Below are 18,861 nucleotides of genomic sequence, written 5' to 3' on the forward strand. Positions count from 1 at the left end.
CATTGAGCGGCTGAATGGTCAGGTGTACACAGATATCCATGTGGGAGCGGGCTTGCTCGCGATGGCGGTGTATCAGCCAATGGATAGGCTGACTGATACACCGCCATCGCGAGCAAGCCCGCTCCCACATTTTGCTCTGCGCTTGGCTTTAAACCTGCGCCGTACGCAGTTTTTCGCTGCGCCCACGCAACCACTCCAGGGTCAGCAACAACACCACCGAGAAGGCGATCAGCAAGGTGGCCGCAGCGGCAATGGTCGGGCTGAGGTTTTCGCGGATGCCGCTGAACATCTGCCGAGGCAAGGTGGCCTGCTCGGGGCCGGCGAGAAACAGGGTCACCACCACCTCATCAAACGAGGTGGCAAAGGCAAACAGCGCCCCGGAAATCACCCCCGGCGCAATCAGCGGCAGCGTCACCCGGCGAAACGCGGTCAACGGCGACGCCCCCAGGCTGGCTGCGGCCCGCACCAGGTTATGGTTGAAGCCCTGCAAGGTCGCCGACACGGTAATGATCACAAAGGGCACGCCCAGCACCGCATGCACCACGATCAACGAAAAAAAGCTGTTGCCCAGCCCCAGCGGGGCGAAGAACAGGTAGCTCGCCACGCCGATAATCACTACCGGCACCACCATCGGCGAAATCACCAGGGCCATCACCAGCGCCTTGCCAGGAAAATGGCCACGGGTCAGGCCGATGGCCGCCAGCGTGCCAAACACCATCGCCAGTACGGTGGCCGCCGGCGCGACGATGATGCTGTTCTTCAAGGCCCGCATCCATTCCGCCGAGGCGAAGAAGTCCTGGTACCAATGCAGCGAAAACCCTTGCAGCGGGTACACCAGGAAACTCCCGGAGTTGAATGACAGCGGGATGATCACCAGCACTGGCAGGATCAGGAACAACAGGATCAAGCCGCAGAGGATCCGCAAGCTGTAGAACCACACCCGCTCGATGGGTGACCTATAAGGACTACTGGACATTTCAGGCGCTCCTCAGCTCAGGCGCAGGCGGCTGGCGCCCACCAGCCAGTTGTAGATCAGGTACAGCACCACGGTCGCCAACAGCAGCAAGCCGCCCAGCGCGGTGGCCATGCCCCAGTTGATGCTGGTGTTGGTGTAGAACGCCACGAAGTAGCTGACCATCTGGTCGTTCGGGCTGCCCAGCAGGGCCGGGGTGAGGTAATAGCCAATCGCCAGAATAAACACCAACAGGCAACCGGCGCCGACGCCCGCGTAGGTCTGTGGGAAGTACACCCGCCAGAAACTGGCGAATGGATGACAACCCAAAGAGATCGCCGCACGCATATAGGTCGGTGAAATGCCCTTCATCACGCTGTAGATCGGCAGGATCATGAACGGCAACAGAATATGCACCATGGAGATGTAGACCCCAAGCCGGTTGAACACCAACTCCAGGGGTTTATCGATGATGCCCAGGCCCATCAGCGCGCCGTTGATCAGCCCGCCGGACTGCAGCAACACAATCCACGCGGCCACGCGCACCAGTACCGAAGTCCAGAAGGGCAACAGCACCAGGATCATCAGCAGGTTACTTTGCCGCGCCGGCAGGTTGGCCAGCAGGTACGCCAGCGGATAGGCCAGCAGCAGGCAGCACACGGTAATCACCAGGCCCATCCAGAAGGTGCGGGCGAAGATATCGAGGTAGATCGCCTGGTCCGGCGTGGCCGGGGCGACTTCGCCGAGGTCGTCGATCCGGTGATCGACCGCCGCCAGCAGGTAATACGGCGTCAGGTTGCTGGTGTTGCGCCGGATGGCCTGCCAGTACGCGGGGTCGCCCCAGCGCTCGTCGAGGTTTTCCAGCGCTTCTTTATAAGAGGCCGGCACTTCGCTAAACGGCAGCGCCCGCGCAGTTTTGGTCAACAGGCTGCGATAGCCCGCCAGTTCCATGTTCAGGCGCTTGGACAGGTCGCCCAAGGTCTGGTTTTTACGGGCTTCGCCCAGGTCCTCGCTGATAGCCTGATACACCAGCTCGTCGGGCAGGCCGCGACCATCCCAGGCGGTCACCGCCACCACGGTACGCGGCAGGCCGGCGACCACTTCCGGGTTACCGACGCTTTTATAGAGCAGCGCAACGATGGGCACCAGGAACACCAGCAGCAAAAACACCACCAGTGGCGCAATCAACGCCTGGGCTTTCCAGCGGTTAAGCCGCTCGGCACGGGCCAGACGCTGTTTCAAGCTGGGGGTGGTGACCTCGTTCGAGGGAACGGCGATGGCCATGGCAAACTCCGGAAAATCTACAGTTGGAACCCGTGTGAAAGGCCCCCTTGTGGGAGCCGGGCTTGCCCGCGATGGCAGCGCCTCGGTGTGTCAGGTGTACCGAGGTGATGCCATCGCAGGCAAGCCAGCTCCCACAGGGGTTAAGCGGTGGGGCTTGTTATTTGGCAGCCCAGGAATTGAAGCGCTGCTCCAACTGCTCGCCGTTATCCGCCCAGAAGCTCACATCGATCTGCACCTGGTTGGCGATGTTTTCCGGGGTGGTCGGCATATCCTTGAGGATGTCCTTGGCCAGCAGCGGCACAGCCTGGGTATTGGCCGGGCCGTAGGCGATGTTTTCCGAGTAGGTTTTCTGTTGTTGCGGGGCGACGGAGAAGGCGATGAATTTCTTCGCTGCCTCGGCGCGCTCCTTGCCGAGGCCCTTGGGGATCGCCCAGGCATCGAAATCGTAGATGCCACCGTTCCACACCACTTTCAGGTTGCTCTCTTTTTGCACGGCGGCGATCCGGCCGTTGTAGGCCGAACTCATCACCACATCGCCCGAGGCCAGGTACTGCGGCGGTTGTGCGCCGGCTTCCCACCACTGGATCGACGGCTTGAGCTCATCGAGTTTCTTGAAGGCGCGGTCCTGGCCATCTTTGCTGGCCAGCACTTTATAGACATCCTTGGGCGCCACACCGTCGGCCATCAGGGCAAATTCCAGGGTGTACTTGGCGCCTTTGCGCAGGCCACGCTTGCCCGGGAAGTTTTTGGTATCCCAGAAATCCACCCAACCGGTGGGCGCAGTCTTCAATTTGTCGGCGTTGTACGCCATCACCGTGGACCACACGAAGAAACCCACGCCGCAAGGCTGGATCGCGCCTTTCACATAGTCATCGGGGTTGCCGAACAGCTTCGGGTCCAACGGCTCGAACATGTCTTCGTCACAGCCACGGGACAATTCCGGCGACTCGACCTCCACCAAGTCCCAGGACACGCTCTTGGTGTCGACCATGGCTTTGACCTTGGCCATCTCGCCGTTGTATTCACCCGCGATGATCTTGCCGTTGCCCGCACTTTCCCACGGGGCATAGAAGGCCTTGACCTGGGCCGCCTTGTTCGCGCCGCCAAACGACACCACCGTCAGGTCCGGGCCGGCCATGACCTGTGAAGCACCTGCCAGGCCAATGGCCAGGGCGGTCAATTTCAGGGATCTCAACATTTATTGTTCTCTCCACGTGCAGGGTTGGGTGAAGCCAAGGGGGCGATCAATTCGCCTCTAGAAGTGGGTCGAGTGCGCGAACGTGCTCGACTTGCCAGCCAATCGGAACCACATCGCCGACCGTCAGCGCCGGGTCCAGCTCGGCGATCGGTTGTTTCACAAAGAAATCGGCCTTGCCGCAGACTTCCAGGCGCACGCGCACGTGGTCGCCCAGGTAGATAAATTCGGCCACCCGGCCCGAGAAGCGGTTGTTGCAGCTCTGGCTGGAACCGTTGAGGCTGACCCGCTCCGGGCGCACCGACAGGGTCACCGGGCCGCCGATCTGCCCGACATTCACCGCCAGCGCCTCGACCTTCTCGCCCCGCGCCAGCTCGACCACGCAACGCTCGCCGGTGTGGCTGTGCAGGCGGCCGTTAAGGCGGTTGTTCTCGCCGATGAAGTTGGCGACGAAGGTGTTTTTCGGCTCCTCATACAAGGTGCGCGGCGGGGCGATCTGCTGGATCTCGCCCTGGTGGAACACCGCCACCCGGTCGGACATAGTCAGGGCTTCACCCTGGTCGTGGGTCACGTAGACCACCGTCACACCGAGGCGCTGGTGCAGGTGCTTGATCTCCATCTGCATATGTTCACGCAGCTGTTTATCGAGGGCGCCGAGGGGTTCGTCCATCAGTACCAGTTGCGGCTCGAACACCAGGGCGCGGGCCAGGGCCACCCGCTGCTGCTGGCCGCCGGAGAGTTGCGCCGGGTAGCGCTGGGCGAAGGCGTCGAGCTGGACCATGCTCAGCACGCGCTTGACCCGCTCGCTGACATCGGTCTTGCTCAAGCCGCGCACCGTCAGGGGGAACGCCAGGTTCTCGGCCACGGTCATGTGCGGGAACAGCGCATAGTTCTGGAACACCATGCCAATGTCGCGCTTGTGCGGCGGCACATTATTGATTGAGCGCCCGGCCAGCAGGATTTCCCCGGCGGTCGGCGTCTCAAAGCCGGCGAGCATCATCAGGCTGGTGGTCTTGCCCGAGCCGGACGGGCCCAGCAGGGTGAGGAATTCGCCCTTGCGGATGTCCAGGTTGAGGTCTTTGACGATCAGGTTCTCGCCGTCGTAGCTCTTCTGCACACCACGAAAGCTGACCAGCACATCATTTGCATCCACCTCGCTCATACCCGCACCTTTGTGTTTTGGACTGCTGTGGCGCTAGCGTAGTCCAGGCGCAAGCCCCCGGAAATCGGGGCGCAGGAGAGATTGGCATCAGCCGGGTGGAAGGTTCGGGGTAGGGATTGCCCTACACGGATGGCGGGCTGGGGACAGTTGAGCGGCAAGCTTCAAGCCACAAGCCGCAAGCACGGGCTTCCCGGGGTTTGGGCGATGTCGCGAATAGATACGTCCCTACAGGAGTTTGTGCTCCAGCGCGTACTTCACCAGTTCCGCCAGGGAGGTGATGTTGAGCTTTTGCATCAAGCGCGCCTTGTGAGTGCTGATGGTCTTGCTGCTCAAGGCCAGTTGCTGAGCGATATCGTTCACGTTAGCCCCCTGGGCCAAACGCTCGAACACCGAGAACTCACGCTCGGACAACAGCGAGTGCAAGGGCCGGGCATCGGTGAGGCCGACTTCAAACACCATGCGGTCCGCCAGGTCCGGGTCGATATAGCGCCCGCCCGCGGCTACTTTGCGGATTGCCGTCAACAACAGCGCCGGGTCGCTGTCCTTGGTGGCATACCCTGCCGCGCCAACCTTCAGCGCCCGGGCGGCCATTTGTGCCTCGTCATGCATCGACAACACCAGGATGGCCGGTGGATTGTTCAGCGCGCGGATCCGGGCAATGGCTTCCAGGCCATTGACCCCGGGCATGGAAATATCCAGCAACACCACCTCGCACGGAATATGGCGCAAGGCTTCCAACAGCTGTTCGCCGTTCCCCGCCTCGCCGACCACCAGCAGGTCCTTGGCCAGGCCGATCAACTGCTTGATGCCTTCACGGACGATGGTGTGGTCTTCGGCTACCAATATGCGGATCACGGGACTTTCCTCTCTATATAGCGATTAAACGCCGACATTCAAAATATGGGAGCGGGCAAGCCCGCTCCCACAAGGGGTCTATGGCGAATCCAACGGCACTGTAACGCTCAGGGTGGTGCCCTCCCCCAGCTCACTGTCCAACGTCAACTGCCCGCCCATGATCAGCACCCGCTCGCGCATGCCCACCAGGCCAAACGACACCGGGCGCCCCGGCGCGGGGACGAAGCCTGCGCCGTCGTCACTGATGGTCAACCGCAGATTGGTGCCCTCCACCGCCAGGGTCAGCTCCACCGTATGCGCCTGGGCATGGCGCATCACATTGGTCAGTGCCTCTTGCAGGATGCGGAACAGGCCGATGGCCTTGGCGTCGCTCAAGGTCGAGAGGTTGTCCGGCACTTGCACCAGGCAGGGAATCTGCGTGCGGGCCTCAAACCGCCGCGCCTGCCACTCGATGGCCGAGGCGATCCCCGCGTCGAGAATCGGCGGGCGCAACGCGGTGGCCACATCGCGGACCAGTTGAAACAATTGGGCGATCAGGCGCTTCATGCTATTGAGGCGCTCGTGCAGGCCAGGGTCCATGTGCGCGTAGGCCAGCTCGCACATGGACGTTTCCAGCTTCAGCACCGTCAGCATCTGCCCCAGCTCATCGTGGACTTCGCGGGCGATCCGCGCTTTCTCTTCCTCACGCACAGTTTCCAGGTGGGCCGACAGTTCGCGCAGTTGCGCTCGCGAGGCGTCCAGCTCCAGTTCGATGCGTTTGCTGTCGCTGATGTCCCAGACGATCCCGTCCCAGACCACCGCGCCGTCGTCCAGGCGCCGGGTGACTGCCTTGATCTCGGCCCAGCGCTGCTCGCCCTGCCGGGTCAGGATCCGGCCTTGCCACGACCAATTGCTCTCGGTGTCGATGGCCTGGTCCTGGGTCTGGTGATAACTGGCGCGATCCTGCGGGTGTACCAGGCTACGCAGCCCCACATCACGATGGCTGAGCACGGCCGGCGAATAGCCCACCAGACGTTCGCTGCCTTCGCTGATATAGGCAAAGTCGATGGCGGCGCTCAACGGCAGGCGCTCCAGGCGAAACACCAGCCCCGGCACATTGGCGGCGATGCCTTGCAGGCGCGCTTCACTTTCCTGCAACGCGGCCAAGGCCCGTCGCCGCTCGGTGACGTCATTGAGGTACACCACCAGGTATTCGCCACCGGCAAAACGCAGGAAACTCAGGGACACATCCGTGGGCAACAGGCTGCCATCCGCGCGCAGGCACTGGGTGGCGAAGCTCTGTGGCCCGTCCTCGCTGGCGCGCGCACGTTTCCACAGGCTCAGCCAGCGGTCCATGCTCAGGTTGGGCTCGAACTCGATCAGCGGGCGCTCGATCAACGCGCCCGGGGCGTAGCCGAGCATGCTTTCGGCGGCGACGTTGGCGTAGCGCACATGGCTGTCCCAATTGACCCAGAGAATGCCGACGGTGCTTTGATCGATGGAGAACTGGGTCAGGCGCAAGGCTTCGGCGCTCGCGGCACGGGCGGCGCTTTCCTCACGCGCGGCCAGCAACTGGTGCTCCAGGACCTGTTTTTGCCGACGCTGCCACAGGGCAACCGCCAGGCACGCGAGCAACAGCAGGCTCAGCAGCAGGCTGAGGTTTTGCCAAACCCCCGGTGACTCCGACAACCGTGGGTATTTGGGTTGCAGCCAGCGAGCGTGCAATTGCTCCAGCTCACGGGCAGGAATGGCCCGCAGGCCGCTCTCGACAATGTCCGCCAAGACCGGCCAGTCTCGCCGGGTGGCCACCCGCAGCAGTTGCGGCAGGCCAATATCGCCGACCACCGCCAGGCCGGCGAATTCGGGCTCGACCGACAGCCGGCTCAACTGCGCCTCATCGATCACCGCATAGCGCGCCTGCTGGCTGACCAACAATTGCAGGGCCTGGCGCTCCAGCGGCACGCCTTGCAGGTTCAGGTTGGGGTAATTGCTGCGCAAGTAGTCCGCCACGGCACTGGGCATACGCACCGCAACCCGCGAGTGTTCGTCGAGTTTTTCCAGGTCCACCGCGCCGCTGCCGTCGCGGATGCCCACAATGTGCTGGGGCACGCGCATGTAAGGGTCGGAGAACAACCACAGGCGCAGGCCGGCCGGGGTTTGCAGCAGGCCCGGGGCCAGGTCGACCGCGTCCTCGCGCAGGGCGTCCTCCAACTGCTCTTGCGTGGGGAAGTTGCGCCAGCTCAGCTCAATATTCAACGCCTTGGCCAGCGCCTGCATCAGCTCGATATTGGCCCCGGACAACCGCTGCAGGCGCCGGTCATATTGCGCGTAGGGCGCCTGCAACACCACGCCGACCCGCAATGGCGGGTGCTGCGCCAGCCACTCACGCTGCTGGGGGCTGAGCACCGCCGACGGCACCACGGACGCAGGCGCGGCACTTGCCATCAAGGGAAAGCACAGAGCGCCGATAACCAGCAGACAGCGAAAAATCATCATTCACATCTCACATCCAACCCATTAGGCTGCCGGAATCACTTCTGGCCGGAATTGCACTATGCCCCTGCTTCACCGTTCGACACTGCCAGCATTGTGCCTGTCGCTGCTGTTTACCAGCACCTTTTGCGTGCAGGCGGCGGATACCGCGCCGGCTGCCGCCGAAAAACCACCCGAGCGCCAGCCTTTGCCCGAGCGCAGCCAGGAGGAAGCCAGCGCCCTGGAGCGACAACTGCCGCCCCAGGAACAGCAACAATTGCAGGCCGGCGATGAGTCGTTCCTGGCCCTGTGGAAACCGGCCAACAGCGCCGAGCCGCAAGGGGTGGTGATTCTCGTCCCCGGCGCCGGGGAAACCGCTGACTGGCCGCAAGCCATCGGGCCTTTGCGTCAGAAGTTGCCGGATGCACAGTGGGCCAGCCTGAGCCTGTCACTGCCCGACCAGAGCCTGGACACCCTGCCACCCCGGGTCATCCAGGCCCCCGAGGCGGCCATCGACACCAGCAGCAAGGATGCCAGCACTGCCGCGCCCAAGCCGATCGAACAGGCAGCCAGCGCCGAAGCCGAAGGCACCGACCCGGCCGTGGTCCCCGGCGTGGATGAACAGGACAAGACCGACGCAACACGGATCTTCGCCCGTATCGATGCCGCCGTCGCCTATGCCCAGACCCAGAACGCCCGCACAGTCGTGTTGCTCGGGCACGGGACCGGGGCCTGGTGGGCAGCGCGCTACCTGAGCGAAAAACAACCAGCCCAGGTGCAGAAGTTCATCATGGTCGCGGCGCAAACACCGGTGGGCCGTCAGCCAGACCTGCAACAGTTGGCACCAACCTTGAAGCTGGCGACCGCCGATATCTTCTACCAGGACAACGCCCTGACCGGCAAAATGGCGCTGGAGCGCAGCCAGGCGAGCAAGCGCCTGAAGAATGACCACTACAGGCAGGTGTCCTTAAAGACGCTCCCCGACAATAGTCCGGCAGCCCAGGAGCAGTTGTACCGGCGCATTCGCGGCTGGTTGAGCCCGCAAGGCAGTGGTAGCTGATACCCAGCCGCCCCGTCGGTGGTTGTGGCGAGTCAGCGGAAATCCCGCTGTTCGCGAATGATCGTGTAAGCGCTATGCAGCTCCCGCGTGCGCTCCGTGGCCTCGCGCACTTGCGCCGGGCTGGCGCCGTTGCCGGCGATCTTGTCCGGGTGATGGCGGCTGAGCAGCCGTCGGTATGCACGCTTGATGACCGCAGGCTCTGTCGTGGCGCTCACCCCGAGAATCCGCAAGGCTTCCTGGTAGGTGCTAGCGCGAGTGGCCAGGGGCCTGCGCTCCGGTTCGTAGTCGTGGGCCAGGGCCTGGAGCTGTTGCGGCGTCCATCCCAGCCATTTGCCCCAGAGCTCAATCAGGTCGCGTTCTGCAAGACTGGCCTTGCCGTCGGCCCAGACCATGCGCCAACAGGCGCGCAGCACGCCTTCCGCTGCATGGGGCTGGGCCTTGAGCACACGCAGGTAACTGCGCACGCGATCCGTCCCCGATTTGCCCCGGTTGAACGCAGCAATCGCCCGGCGCTGGGCCGGCTCGGTCATGTCCAGCGCGCGCATTTCCACCCGCGCCTGCTGGATATGCCCGTCCACCACCCGCCCATTGCTTTTGGCCAGGCGGCCCAGCAACACAAACAGCAGTTCGTCATTACGCAGCGCCGGACGGCCGCCCAGGCGCTCGCGCAGTTGCGCCCAACTGTGCAATTGCAGGCGCCGATCCAGCGCCTGGCCCAATAGCCCGCCCAACATGGCCCCCGGAATGCTGGCGATGGCAAACCCCGCCCCGGCGCCGATCAGAGTCCCTGGCCACAGCATCTTACTGGCCCACGGTCAGCAGCGTTTCAACCTGCGCCAGGCGCTCCAGCGTACCGACGTCAATCCAGCGTCCATCCATGTGCTCCCCCGAGACCAAGCCTTGAGCCATCGCTGTGCGCAACAAGGGCGCCAGCTTGAAGGCACCGGCGCTGCAACCCGCGAACAGCTTGGGGTGCAGCACCGAAATGCCACTGAAGGTCAGGTTATCGGCACCGGGCGCTGCATCATGAAGCAAACCGTCCTTGATATAGAAATCGCCACCACTGGGGTGATGGGGCGGGTTGTCGACCATCACCAGGTGCGCCAGGCCAGCGGGCGGCTGCTTGAGGCGGGAGAAATCGTAGTCGGTCCAGATATCGCCATTGACCACCAGGAACGGCTCGTCTCCCAGCAGGGGCAAGGCCTGGAAAATCCCGCCACCGGTTTCCAGCGGTTCGCCTTCGGGCGAATACTGGATGCGCAGGCCGAACTGCGCGCCATCCCCCAGGTAACCCTCGATTTGCTGGCCGAGCCAGGCATGGTTGATGACGATCTCGGTGAACCCGGCTTTGGCCAGTGCCTCCAGGTGGTACTCGATCAGGCGCTTGCCACCGGCCTGGACCAGTGGCTTGGGGGTATGCAGGGTCAGCGGGCGCATGCGCTCGCCCTTGCCGGCCGCCAGGATCATGGCCTTCATACAACAACCTCGGCCGGTTGGCGCAGGCTGGCCAGCAACTCGCCCAGGTCGGCCAGTTCCGCACGCTCGGCCAGCACCGCTTCTATATAGGCAAAGAAGCGCGGCACGTCCGCCAGGTAGCGCGGCTTGCCATCACGGTGACAGATACGCGCAAAGATACCGATGACCTTGAGGTGACGCTGCACCCCCATCAAGTCGCTGGCCCGCAGGAAATCTTCAAAATCCGCCTGCACCGGGATGCCCAATTGGCCAGCACGCTCCCAGTAACTGCGCTGCCATTCACGCACCCGCGCCTGGGGCCAACTGAGGAAGGCGTCCTTGAACAGGCAGGTAATGTCGTAGGTCACGGGGCCGTAGACCGCATCCTGGAAATCCAGCACGCCTGGGTTCGGCACGCTGATCATCAGGTTGCGCGGCATATAGTCGCGATGCACCAGGACCTTGGGCTGGGCCAGGGCGCTGTCGATCAACACCTGGCTGACCCGCTGCCACAGGGCCGACTGCTGGTCGTCGAACTCGATGCCCAGGTGCCGGCGCACGTACCACTCAGGGAACAATTCCAGTTCCCGGCGCAATAACGGCACGTCGTAGCTGGGCAAGCCGGCATCCATCGGCAATTGCTGGAAAGCCAACAGCGCGTCGATGGCAGGGGCAAATAATTGATCGGCATTTTCGCCGTCAATCACATCCAGGTAGGTGTTTTTGCCCAGGTCATTGAGCAAAAGAAAGCCCTGGGACAGATCTTCGGCATATATTTGCGGAACATTTATGCCAGATTTTGCCAGCATTCGAGCGATATCGACGAAAGGTTTGCAGTTTTCCTGGGGGGGCGGGGCATCCATCACGATCAATGTGCGACCTTCGCCCTGCCAACGGAAGTACCGTCTGAAACTCGCGTCGCTGCTGGCCGCAGTCAATGTAGCCGGGGGTACGGCGCCCCATCCCTGGGTATGGAAAAGCTCGGGCAACTGCTGATCAAGCCAGACTTTCAGGTGTTGCAAACGTAGATCTTGGTCGGGCATTACAAGGGTCTCCGACGGCGCTAGCCGTCAAGCGGGTCATGCTTTATTATCACGCATCTTTTTCAGACCATCGAGAGGCGTGCGGCCCACACCGCGGGCAGATGGCACGCAGGAAGCCCGGACTAATAAGATGGCATTGAAATCCCCCGCGTTTCGTAGAAAATTTCCGTTGCTGGTAACCGGCAGTCTGCTGGCCATGCAACCTTTCGCCACCTCACTCGTGGTCGCCGCCGAACAGTATGACTGCTCAGTCTCTGCTTCGGGTGCCTGGGATTGCGCGCCAAAGGCCAGCGCAGCCCCTTTGCCACCGCGTCCGGTGCATGACGGCAGTGCCGTCAGCTCGGCCAACAGCACGCCGCAAGGCGAAGCTGCGGGTGCCGAAGCCGTGCCGCAGACCAAGCTGGTCACCGAATCCAAGGGCCGTGGCCTGCGTTCGCGCAGTGCCGACTACAGCCACCTGGACTGGGTCCCCCGCGAGAAACTCACCGCCGCGCAACTGGCCGAAACCGGTCCTTATTGCGCCGGTGCGTACATCGAGCCGATCCGTCCCGGCATGAACGACAAGACGGACAAGAGCGACGCACCGACCTTCATCGGTGCCAAGGCCTCTCGTTACGAGCAGGAAACCCAGGTCGCAACCCTGGCCGGTGACGTGGTCATGCGTCAGGGCAGCATGCAGGTCGAGGCCCAAGAGGCCAGCCTGTACCAGGCCGAAAACCGTGGCGAGCTCAACGGCAACGTGCGTATGCGCGACAATGGCGCGCTGATCGTCGGCGACCATGCCCAGGTCCAGCTGGACACCGGCGCCGCGCAGATCGACAACGCCGAATACGTGATGCACAAATCGCGCATCCGCGGTAACGCGCTGTACGCCAAGCGCGCCGAAAACGCGATCATCCGTCTCAAGGACGGTACGTACACCACCTGCGAGCCAGACAGCAATGCCTGGCAACTGCGCGGCAACAACATCACGTTGAACCCGGCCACCGGTTTCGGTACGGCGACCAACGCGACGTTGCGGGTCAAGAACATCCCGATCCTGTACACCCCGTACATCTACTTCCCGATTGACGATCGCCGTCAGTCCGGTTTCCTGCCGCCGAGCTACAGCTCTAGCGGGGAAAGTGGCTTTACCCTGGTAACGCCTTACTACTTCAACCTGGCACCGAACTACGATGCCACGTTGTACCCGCGTTATATGGGCAAGCGCGGCATGCTGTTGGAAGGCGAGTTCCGCTACCTCACCAAGTCCAGCGAAGGCCAGGTCGGCGGTGCCTACCTGAACGACGACAACGACGAGCGCCGCAAGCAGACGGATTACGAGAAAACCCGCTGGATGCTTAACTGGCAGCACAAGGGCGGCCTGGATTCGCGCGTCATGACTGAAGTCGACTACACCGACATCAGCGACCCGTACTACTTCCAGGATCTGCGGACCGACCAGATTGGTGTTGAAAGGCGCGATGCGCTTAATCAGCAAGCTGCCGTGAACTATCGCGGTGACAACTTCAACGCACGCCTGAACCTGCAAGCGTACAAGTTGGCGACGATCTCCCAGATCACCCCGTACAACCGCTTGCCGCAGATCACTTTCAACGGTTCGCTGCCATACCATCCTGGCGGGCTGAATTTTGCCTATGACGCAGAAGCGGTAAGGTTTGACCGGGATCTTGAGACCGGGGACTTTACCGATAAATATGGCATCAATACCCAGCGCCTTGACACCTATGTCACTGGGCTTACCCGGGCCAACGGCACACGGTTGAATATGGCGCCAAGCGTTTCGCTGCCGATGACCTCAAGCTACGGTTTCATTACGCCGAAGCTCAAGTATGCCTACACCAAGTACGATCTTGATCTTGACGGTACAGGCAAGGCACAAATGGTCGCTGCTGGCCAGGAGTTCAAGAGCTCTCAAAACCGCTCCATCCCGATTGCCAGTGTCGACAGCGGCCTGTACTTCGACCGCAGCACCCAGTGGTTTGGCAAGAACTACAACCAGACCCTGGAACCACGCCTGTTCTACCTCTATGTTCCAGAGAAAGACCAGGACGATATCCCGGTGTTCGACACCAGCGAAACCTCGTTCAGCTACAGCTCGCTCTTTCGCGACAACCGCTTCTCGGGTTCTGACCGGATCGGCGACGAAAACAAACTGTCCCTGGGCGTAACCAGCCGCTGGATCGAAGAAAACGGCTTTGAACGTCAACGCGTTTCCGTCGGCCAGGCGCTGTACTTCAAGGATCGCGAAGTGCAACTGCCAGGGATCGTGGCTGCCGATCGCGCTGACTCACGGTCGGACGTCTCGCCAATCGCCCTGGACTACGAGTTCCGCTTTAATCGCGACTGGCGCGCCACCGCCGACTACAACTGGGACACCGAGGAGCACGCTCCACGCTCCGGTAGCGCCATGTTCCACTACCAGCCGGAAGACAACCCTAACAAGGTTATCAACGTTGGTTACCGCTATCGCAATGACCAGGTGGTATACAACCAGCTGACCGGCAAATGGCAGTTTGGCGGCGACTACAGCGTCCCTTCGGACACCGCGAACTACGTGAAGGATTACTACAAAATCCAGCAACACGACTTCTCGATGATGTGGCCGATCATTCCACAGTGGAACCTGATCACCCGCTGGCAGTATGACTATGCACGCAACCGTACCCTGGAAGCCTTTGGTGGTTTCGAGTACGACAACTGCTGCTGGAAACTGCGTGTAATCAACCGTTATTGGGTTTCCAACGACGAATACACCCAGATCGCCCCGCTGAACGAAAAAGGCGACCACGGGCTCTTCCTCCAAATCGTCCTCAAGGGACTCGGCGGCCTGACTGGCGCCAAGGTAGAGAGCTTCCTCGAAAAAGGCATCCAAGGTTATCGTGAACGTGAAGATCAAGCTTTCTGATTGTCTGCGCCCGCTGATGCTGGGCGCGCTGTTCCTGGGCACTGCAGCGGCGCACGCTGGCGTGCAACCGTTGGACAAGGTGGTGGCCATCGTCGATAACGACGTGATCATGCAGAGCCAACTCGACCAACGGGTCAAGGAAGTTCAGCAAACCATCGCCAAGCGTGGCGGTGGCGTGCCACCGACCAGCGTCCTGGACCAGCAGGTGCTAGAGCGCCTGATCGTCGAAAACCTGCAATTGCAGATTGGCGACCGCTCGGGCATCCGTATCACCGACGAAGAACTGAACCAGGCTGTCGGCACCATCGCTCAACGCAACAACATGAGCATTGATCAGTTCCGCGCCGCCCTGGCCCGCGACGGTTTGTCCTATGAGGACGCCCGCGACCAGATCCGCCGCGAAATGATCATCAGCCGTGTGCGGCAGCGCCGTGTGGCCGAGCGCGTGCAGGTATCGGAGCAGGAAGTGAAGAACTTCCTGGCCTCGGACCTGGGCAAGATGCAACTCTCCGAAGAGCTGCGCCTGGCCAATATCCTGATCCCGACGCCAGACAGCGCCAACGCCGAGCAACTCAATGCCGCGGCCGCGAAGACCCAGGCGATCTATGACCGTCTCAAGGCCGGCGCCGACTTTGCCCAAATGGCCATTGCCCAGTCCGGCAGCGACAACGCCCTCGAAGGCGGTGATATGGGCTGGCGTAAAGCCGCTCAATTGCCACCACCGTTTGACCGTGAGCTGAGCGCCATGGAAGTGGGTGGTATCACCCAACCTGCACGCACGCCTGGCGGCTTCATCATTCTCAAGTTGCTGGAGCGTCGCGGCGGTGAGACTTCGCTGAAAGACGAAGTGCATGTCCGTCACATCCTGGTCAAGCCAAGCGAAATCCGCACCGAGGCACAAACCAAGGAGCTGGCGCAAAAGATCTATGAGCGCATCGAAGGCGGCGAAGACTTTGCCACCCTGGCCAAAAGCTTCTCGGAAGATCCGGGGTCGGCCCTTAATGGCGGCGACCTCAGCTGGATCGATCCACGGGCCCTGGTGCCCGAGTTCCAGCAAGTCATGAACGAGACGCCGCAAGGTGTGCTGTCCAAGCCGTTCAAGACCCAATATGGCTGGCACGTCCTGGAAGTCCTTGGCCGCCGCGCCACCGACAACACCAGCCAGGCCCGTGAGCAACAAGCGCTGACCGTACTGCGTAACCGCAAATACGACGAAGAGCTGCAAACTTGGTTGCGTCAGATCCGTGACGAAGCCTACGTGGAAAACAAGCTGCCTGGCGCCGAACCGACAGGCACCGACCAGGCAGCCCAGTGAAACCCCAGCGTTTCGCGTTGACACCCGGCGAGCCGGCCGGCATAGGTCCAGACCTGTGCCTGCTGCTCGCCTCGCAAGCCCAGCCTCACCCCCTGATTGCCATTACCAGCCGCGACCTGCTCCTTGAGCGGGCCGCGCAACTGGGCGTGGCTGTCGACTTGCTGCCCGTCTCACCGGGCAACTGGCCCGACCAGCCGGCCCCCGCGGGCAGCCTGTACGTGTGGGACACCCCGCTACAGGCCAAGGTGGTCGCCGGGCAACTGGACAAGGCCAACGCCGCCTTCGTCCTGCACACCCTGACCCGCGCCGGGCAAGGCTGCCTCGACGGCGACTTCGCCGGGATGATCACCGCGCCGGTGCACAAAGGCGTGATCAACGAAGCCGGTATCGCCTTCTCCGGCCATACCGAGTTCCTGGCCGAGCTGACGCACACCGAACAAGTGGTGATGATGCTGGCAACCCGTGGCCTGCGCGTGGCACTGGTGACCACTCACCTGCCCTTGCGCCAGGTTGCCGATGCCATCACCCCGGAGCGCCTGGAGCGCGTAACGCGCATCCTGCACGCCGACCTGCAACACAAATTCGGCATCGCCCAGCCGCGAATCCTGGTGTGTGGCCTCAACCCCCACGCGGGTGAAGGCGGCCACCTGGGCCATGAAGAAATCGACATCATCGAACCCACACTAGAGCGCCTGCGCCAAGACGGCATGGACCTGCGTGGCCCATTGCCTGCGGACACTCTGTTTACCCCCAAATATCTGGAGCACTGCGATGCAGTGCTGGCGATGTACCATGACCAGGGGCTGCCCGTGCTGAAATACAAAGGCTTCGGCGCCGCAGTCAACGTGACCCTGGGCCTGCCGATCATCCGCACCTCCGTCGACCATGGCACCGCCCTGGACCTGGCGGGCAGCGGCAAGATCGATACCGGCAGCCTGCACGTGGCCCTGGAAACCGCCTATCAGATGGCCGAGACCCGTATATGACCGAGCATTACCAACACCGGGCGCGCAAGCGCTTCGGGCAAAACTTCCTGCACGATGCCGGCGTTATCGACCGCATCCTGCGCTCCATCCATGCCAAGCCTGAAGACCGCCTGCTGGAAATCGGCCCGGGCCAGGGCGCCCTCACCCAGGGCCTGCTCAACAGTGGTGGGCAACTGGATGTGATTGAGCTGGACAAGGACCTGGTCCCGATCCTCAACCAGCAATTTGCCGGCAAGTCCAACTTCAACCTGCACCAGGGCGATGCATTGAAGTTCGACTTCAACAGCCTCAATGCGGCCCCCCACAGCCTGCGGGTGGTCGGCAACCTGCCATACAACATCTCTACACCGCTGATCTTTCACCTGCTGAACAACGCCGGGATCATCCGCGACATGCATTTCATGTTGCAGAAGGAAGTGGTCGAGCGCCTGGCGGCCGGCCCTGGCGGTGGTGATTGGGGTCGCCTGTCGATCATGGTCCAGTACCACTGCCGGGTCGAGCACCTGTTCAATGTCGGTCCGGGTGCGTTCAACCCGCCGCCAAAAGTGGACTCGGCGATTGTGCGCCTGGTGCCCCACGCGGTCCTTCCGCATCCGGCCAAGGATCATCGCCTGCTGGAACGGGTGGTGCGCGAAGCGTTCAACCAACGCCGCAAGACCCTGCGCAATACACTCAAGGCCCTGCTGAGCAACGCCGAGATCGAAGCCGCCGGTGTCGACGGCAGCCTGCGCCCGGAGCAGTTGGACCTGGCGGCGTTCGTGCGCCTGGCGGACCAGCTGGCGATTCAGCCTGCACCCATCGCCGACTGAGCCATCGTCAGCCAGCCCCTACAAGGGAGCGCACCAGGTCAGACACATATCTGGCCTAGTGCCCACCTCATGGCCTAGACTGAGCCGCATCTGCTGTCCTCCGCTTTTGCTCTTAAGGCCTCTTGCATGTCCGATCCTCGCTATCAGATCGACGTCAGCGTCGTCACCCGCTTCCTGGCGGAACAATCGCAACCCGAACAGAATCGCTTTGCCTTTGCCTACACCGTCACGGTGAAGAACAATGGCCAGGTGCCCGCCAAGCTCCTGTCGCGGCACTGGGTCATCACCGACGGCGACGGCCATGTCGAGGAAGTGCGCGGGGCCGGTGTCATCGGCCAACAGCCTCTGATCGACAGCGGCGCCAGCCACACCTACAGCAGTGGCACCGTGATGACCTCCAAGGTCGGCACGATGCAAGGCAGCTACCAGATGCTGGCCGAAGACGGCAAGCACTTCGACGCCATCATTGCCCCCTTCCGCCTGGCGGTGCCCGGAGCCCTGCACTGATGGCAACCTATGCTGTCGGCGACCTGCAAGGCTGCCTGGAGCCGCTCAAACGCCTGCTTGACCGGGTAGCTTTCGACCCGGCCAGGGATCGCCTGTGGCTGGTGGGCGACCTGGTCAACCGCGGCCCGCAATCCCTGGAAACCCTGCGCTACCTGTATCGCCTGCGCGATTCCCTGGTCTGCGTGCTGGGCAACCACGACCTGCACCTGTTGGCGGCAGGCAATAATATCGAGCGCCTGAAAAAGGGCGACACCCTGCGGGAAGTCCTCGAGGCCCCGGATCGCGCCGAGTTGCTCGACTGGCTGCGCCGGCAAAAGCTCGTGCATTACGATGAGAGCCGTAATACCGCCCTGGTGCATGCCGGCATCTCACCGCAATGGACCCTGAAAAAAGCCCTTAAATGTGCCGCCGAGGTCGAAGCCGCCCTGGCCGATGACACCCTGTTCGCCACCTATCTGGACGGCATGTACGGCAATGAACCGCTGAAGTGGGATAACGACCTGACAGGCGCCGCCCGCCTGCGGGTCATCACCAACTACTTCACGCGCATGCGTTTCTGCACCGCCGAAGGCAAACTCGACCTCAAGAGCAAGGAAGGCGCCGAAACCGCCCTGCCCGGCTACAAACCCTGGTTCGCCCACCCAGAACGCAAGACCCGCGACACGAAGATCATCTTCGGTCACTGGGCCGCCCTTGAAGGGCACTGCGACGAACCCGGCGTATTTGCCCTCGACACCGGTTGCGTGTGGGGCGGGGCCATGACCCTGATGAACATCGACACCGGCGAGCGCCTGAGCTGCCAGTGCCAATCCCCCCTTCCCGTTACACTACCAGCTGCCGCCAAGCGCTAGACGCCGCTTGCCGCCCGCCCAAGGAGCC

16 protein-coding genes are annotated in these 18,861 nt (G+C 62.4%); 7 read left to right on the plus strand and 9 right to left on the minus strand.

Annotated features, from left to right (window positions below; all coding sequences use genetic code 11):
- Positions 1-148: 148 nt before the first annotated feature.
- From BLL38_RS08890 to BLL38_RS08915, 6 genes are all read right to left on the minus strand, one after another.
- Positions 149-976 (minus strand): ABC transporter permease, encoded by an 828-nt coding sequence (locus BLL38_RS08890; protein ID WP_076962219.1) that lies wholly within the window; start codon positions 974-976, stop codon positions 149-151.
- A gap of 12 nt (positions 977-988) precedes the next feature.
- Positions 989-2,236, minus strand: a complete 1,248-nt coding sequence (locus tag BLL38_RS08895) for an ABC transporter permease (RefSeq protein WP_076962220.1) — start codon at positions 2,234-2,236, stop codon at positions 989-991.
- A gap of 157 nt (positions 2,237-2,393) precedes the next feature.
- Positions 2,394-3,434, minus strand: a complete 1,041-nt coding sequence (locus BLL38_RS08900; protein WP_076962221.1) for an ABC transporter substrate-binding protein — start codon at positions 3,432-3,434, stop codon at positions 2,394-2,396.
- 46 nt (positions 3,435-3,480) lie between these two features.
- Complete coding sequence (locus BLL38_RS08905; protein WP_076962222.1) at positions 3,481-4,593, minus strand: ABC transporter ATP-binding protein; 1,113 nt, start codon at positions 4,591-4,593, stop codon at positions 3,481-3,483.
- Positions 4,594-4,818: 225 nt separating this feature from the next.
- A complete protein-coding gene (locus tag BLL38_RS08910) occupies positions 4,819-5,448 on the minus strand; it encodes a response regulator (protein WP_076962223.1) in 630 nt (209 codons plus the stop codon).
- Between the two features lie 78 nt (positions 5,449-5,526).
- Positions 5,527-7,923, minus strand: coding sequence for a PAS domain-containing sensor histidine kinase (locus BLL38_RS08915; protein WP_076962224.1), 2,397 nt, complete (start codon positions 7,921-7,923; stop codon positions 5,527-5,529).
- Positions 7,924-7,981: 58 nt separating this feature from the next.
- Here BLL38_RS08915 and BLL38_RS08920 point away from each other — a divergent pair, with 58 nt between their 5' ends.
- Positions 7,982-8,959, plus strand: a complete 978-nt coding sequence (locus tag BLL38_RS08920) for an alpha/beta hydrolase family protein (RefSeq protein WP_076962225.1) — start codon at positions 7,982-7,984, stop codon at positions 8,957-8,959.
- Positions 8,960-8,991: 32 nt separating this feature from the next.
- Here the strand turns inward: BLL38_RS08920 and BLL38_RS08925 are convergent, their stop codons facing one another.
- From BLL38_RS08925 to BLL38_RS08935, 3 genes are read right to left on the minus strand one after another with little or no spacing between them, the layout of a single operon-like run.
- Positions 8,992-9,759: a DnaJ domain-containing protein gene (locus tag BLL38_RS08925; protein WP_076962226.1), complete on the minus strand. Its 768-nt coding sequence runs from the start codon at positions 9,757-9,759 to the stop codon at positions 8,992-8,994.
- A 1-nt stretch (position 9,760) separates the two neighbouring features.
- Positions 9,761-10,435 (minus strand): N-acetylmuramate alpha-1-phosphate uridylyltransferase MurU, encoded by a 675-nt coding sequence (gene murU / locus BLL38_RS08930; protein ID WP_076962227.1) that lies wholly within the window; start codon positions 10,433-10,435, stop codon positions 9,761-9,763.
- Positions 10,432-11,457: an aminoglycoside phosphotransferase family protein gene (locus tag BLL38_RS08935; protein WP_076962228.1), complete on the minus strand. Its 1,026-nt coding sequence runs from the start codon at positions 11,455-11,457 to the stop codon at positions 10,432-10,434. Before BLL38_RS08935 ends, murU begins: the two co-directional genes overlap by 4 nt.
- A gap of 130 nt (positions 11,458-11,587) precedes the next feature.
- Here BLL38_RS08935 and BLL38_RS08940 point away from each other — a divergent pair, with 130 nt between their 5' ends.
- The 6 genes from BLL38_RS08940 (at position 11,588) to BLL38_RS08965 (ending at position 18,833) form a co-directional block, all read left to right on the plus strand.
- Positions 11,588-14,365 carry an LPS-assembly protein LptD gene (locus tag BLL38_RS08940; RefSeq protein ID WP_076962229.1) on the plus strand — a complete coding sequence of 926 codons (2,778 nt, stop codon included), beginning with the start codon at positions 11,588-11,590 and terminating at the stop codon, positions 14,363-14,365.
- Positions 14,346-15,680: a peptidylprolyl isomerase gene (locus BLL38_RS08945; RefSeq protein WP_169865948.1), complete on the plus strand. Its 1,335-nt coding sequence runs from the start codon at positions 14,346-14,348 to the stop codon at positions 15,678-15,680. Before BLL38_RS08940 ends, BLL38_RS08945 begins: the two co-directional genes overlap by 20 nt.
- On the plus strand, positions 15,677-16,666 hold the full coding sequence (gene pdxA / locus BLL38_RS08950) for a 4-hydroxythreonine-4-phosphate dehydrogenase PdxA (protein ID WP_076962231.1): 990 nt from the start codon (positions 15,677-15,679) through the stop codon (positions 16,664-16,666). Before BLL38_RS08945 ends, pdxA begins: the two co-directional genes overlap by 4 nt.
- Positions 16,663-17,475, plus strand: a complete 813-nt coding sequence (rsmA, locus tag BLL38_RS08955; RefSeq protein WP_076962232.1) for a 16S rRNA (adenine(1518)-N(6)/adenine(1519)-N(6))-dimethyltransferase RsmA — start codon at positions 16,663-16,665, stop codon at positions 17,473-17,475. The genes pdxA and rsmA overlap by 4 nt, the downstream gene beginning before the upstream one ends.
- A 126-nt stretch (positions 17,476-17,601) precedes the next feature.
- Positions 17,602-17,982: a Co2+/Mg2+ efflux protein ApaG gene (gene apaG / locus BLL38_RS08960; protein ID WP_076962233.1), complete on the plus strand. Its 381-nt coding sequence runs from the start codon at positions 17,602-17,604 to the stop codon at positions 17,980-17,982.
- Positions 17,982-18,833 (plus strand): symmetrical bis(5'-nucleosyl)-tetraphosphatase, encoded by an 852-nt coding sequence (locus BLL38_RS08965; RefSeq protein ID WP_076962234.1) that lies wholly within the window; start codon positions 17,982-17,984, stop codon positions 18,831-18,833. The genes apaG and BLL38_RS08965 overlap by 1 nt, the downstream gene beginning before the upstream one ends.
- Positions 18,834-18,861: the final 28 nt, after the last annotated feature.

Source organism: Pseudomonas gessardii (assembly GCF_001983165.1).
Lineage (GTDB): Bacteria > Pseudomonadota > Gammaproteobacteria > Pseudomonadales > Pseudomonadaceae > Aquipseudomonas > Aquipseudomonas gessardii.

Coding starts and splice junctions, on each gene's coding strand:
- BLL38_RS08920 (WP_076962225.1), top strand. CDS start 7,982: ATGCCCCTGCTTCACCGTTCGACACTGCCAGCATTGTGCCTGTCGCTG.
- BLL38_RS08925 (WP_076962226.1), bottom strand. CDS start 9,759: ATGCTGTGGCCAGGGACTCTGATCGGCGCCGGGGCGGGGTTTGCCATC.
- BLL38_RS08895 (WP_076962220.1), bottom strand. CDS start 2,236: ATGGCCATCGCCGTTCCCTCGAACGAGGTCACCACCCCCAGCTTGAAA.
- BLL38_RS08940 (WP_076962229.1), top strand. CDS start 11,588: ATGGCATTGAAATCCCCCGCGTTTCGTAGAAAATTTCCGTTGCTGGTA.
- rsmA (WP_076962232.1), top strand. CDS start 16,663: ATGACCGAGCATTACCAACACCGGGCGCGCAAGCGCTTCGGGCAAAAC.
- BLL38_RS08915 (WP_076962224.1), bottom strand. CDS start 7,923: ATGATGATTTTTCGCTGTCTGCTGGTTATCGGCGCTCTGTGCTTTCCC.
- BLL38_RS08890 (WP_076962219.1), bottom strand. CDS start 976: ATGTCCAGTAGTCCTTATAGGTCACCCATCGAGCGGGTGTGGTTCTAC.
- BLL38_RS08935 (WP_076962228.1), bottom strand. CDS start 11,457: ATGCCCGACCAAGATCTACGTTTGCAACACCTGAAAGTCTGGCTTGAT.
- BLL38_RS08965 (WP_076962234.1), top strand. CDS start 17,982: ATGGCAACCTATGCTGTCGGCGACCTGCAAGGCTGCCTGGAGCCGCTC.
- BLL38_RS08905 (WP_076962222.1), bottom strand. CDS start 4,593: ATGAGCGAGGTGGATGCAAATGATGTGCTGGTCAGCTTTCGTGGTGTG.
- murU (WP_076962227.1), bottom strand. CDS start 10,435: ATGAAGGCCATGATCCTGGCGGCCGGCAAGGGCGAGCGCATGCGCCCG.
- BLL38_RS08900 (WP_076962221.1), bottom strand. CDS start 3,434: ATGTTGAGATCCCTGAAATTGACCGCCCTGGCCATTGGCCTGGCAGGT.
- apaG (WP_076962233.1), top strand. CDS start 17,602: ATGTCCGATCCTCGCTATCAGATCGACGTCAGCGTCGTCACCCGCTTC.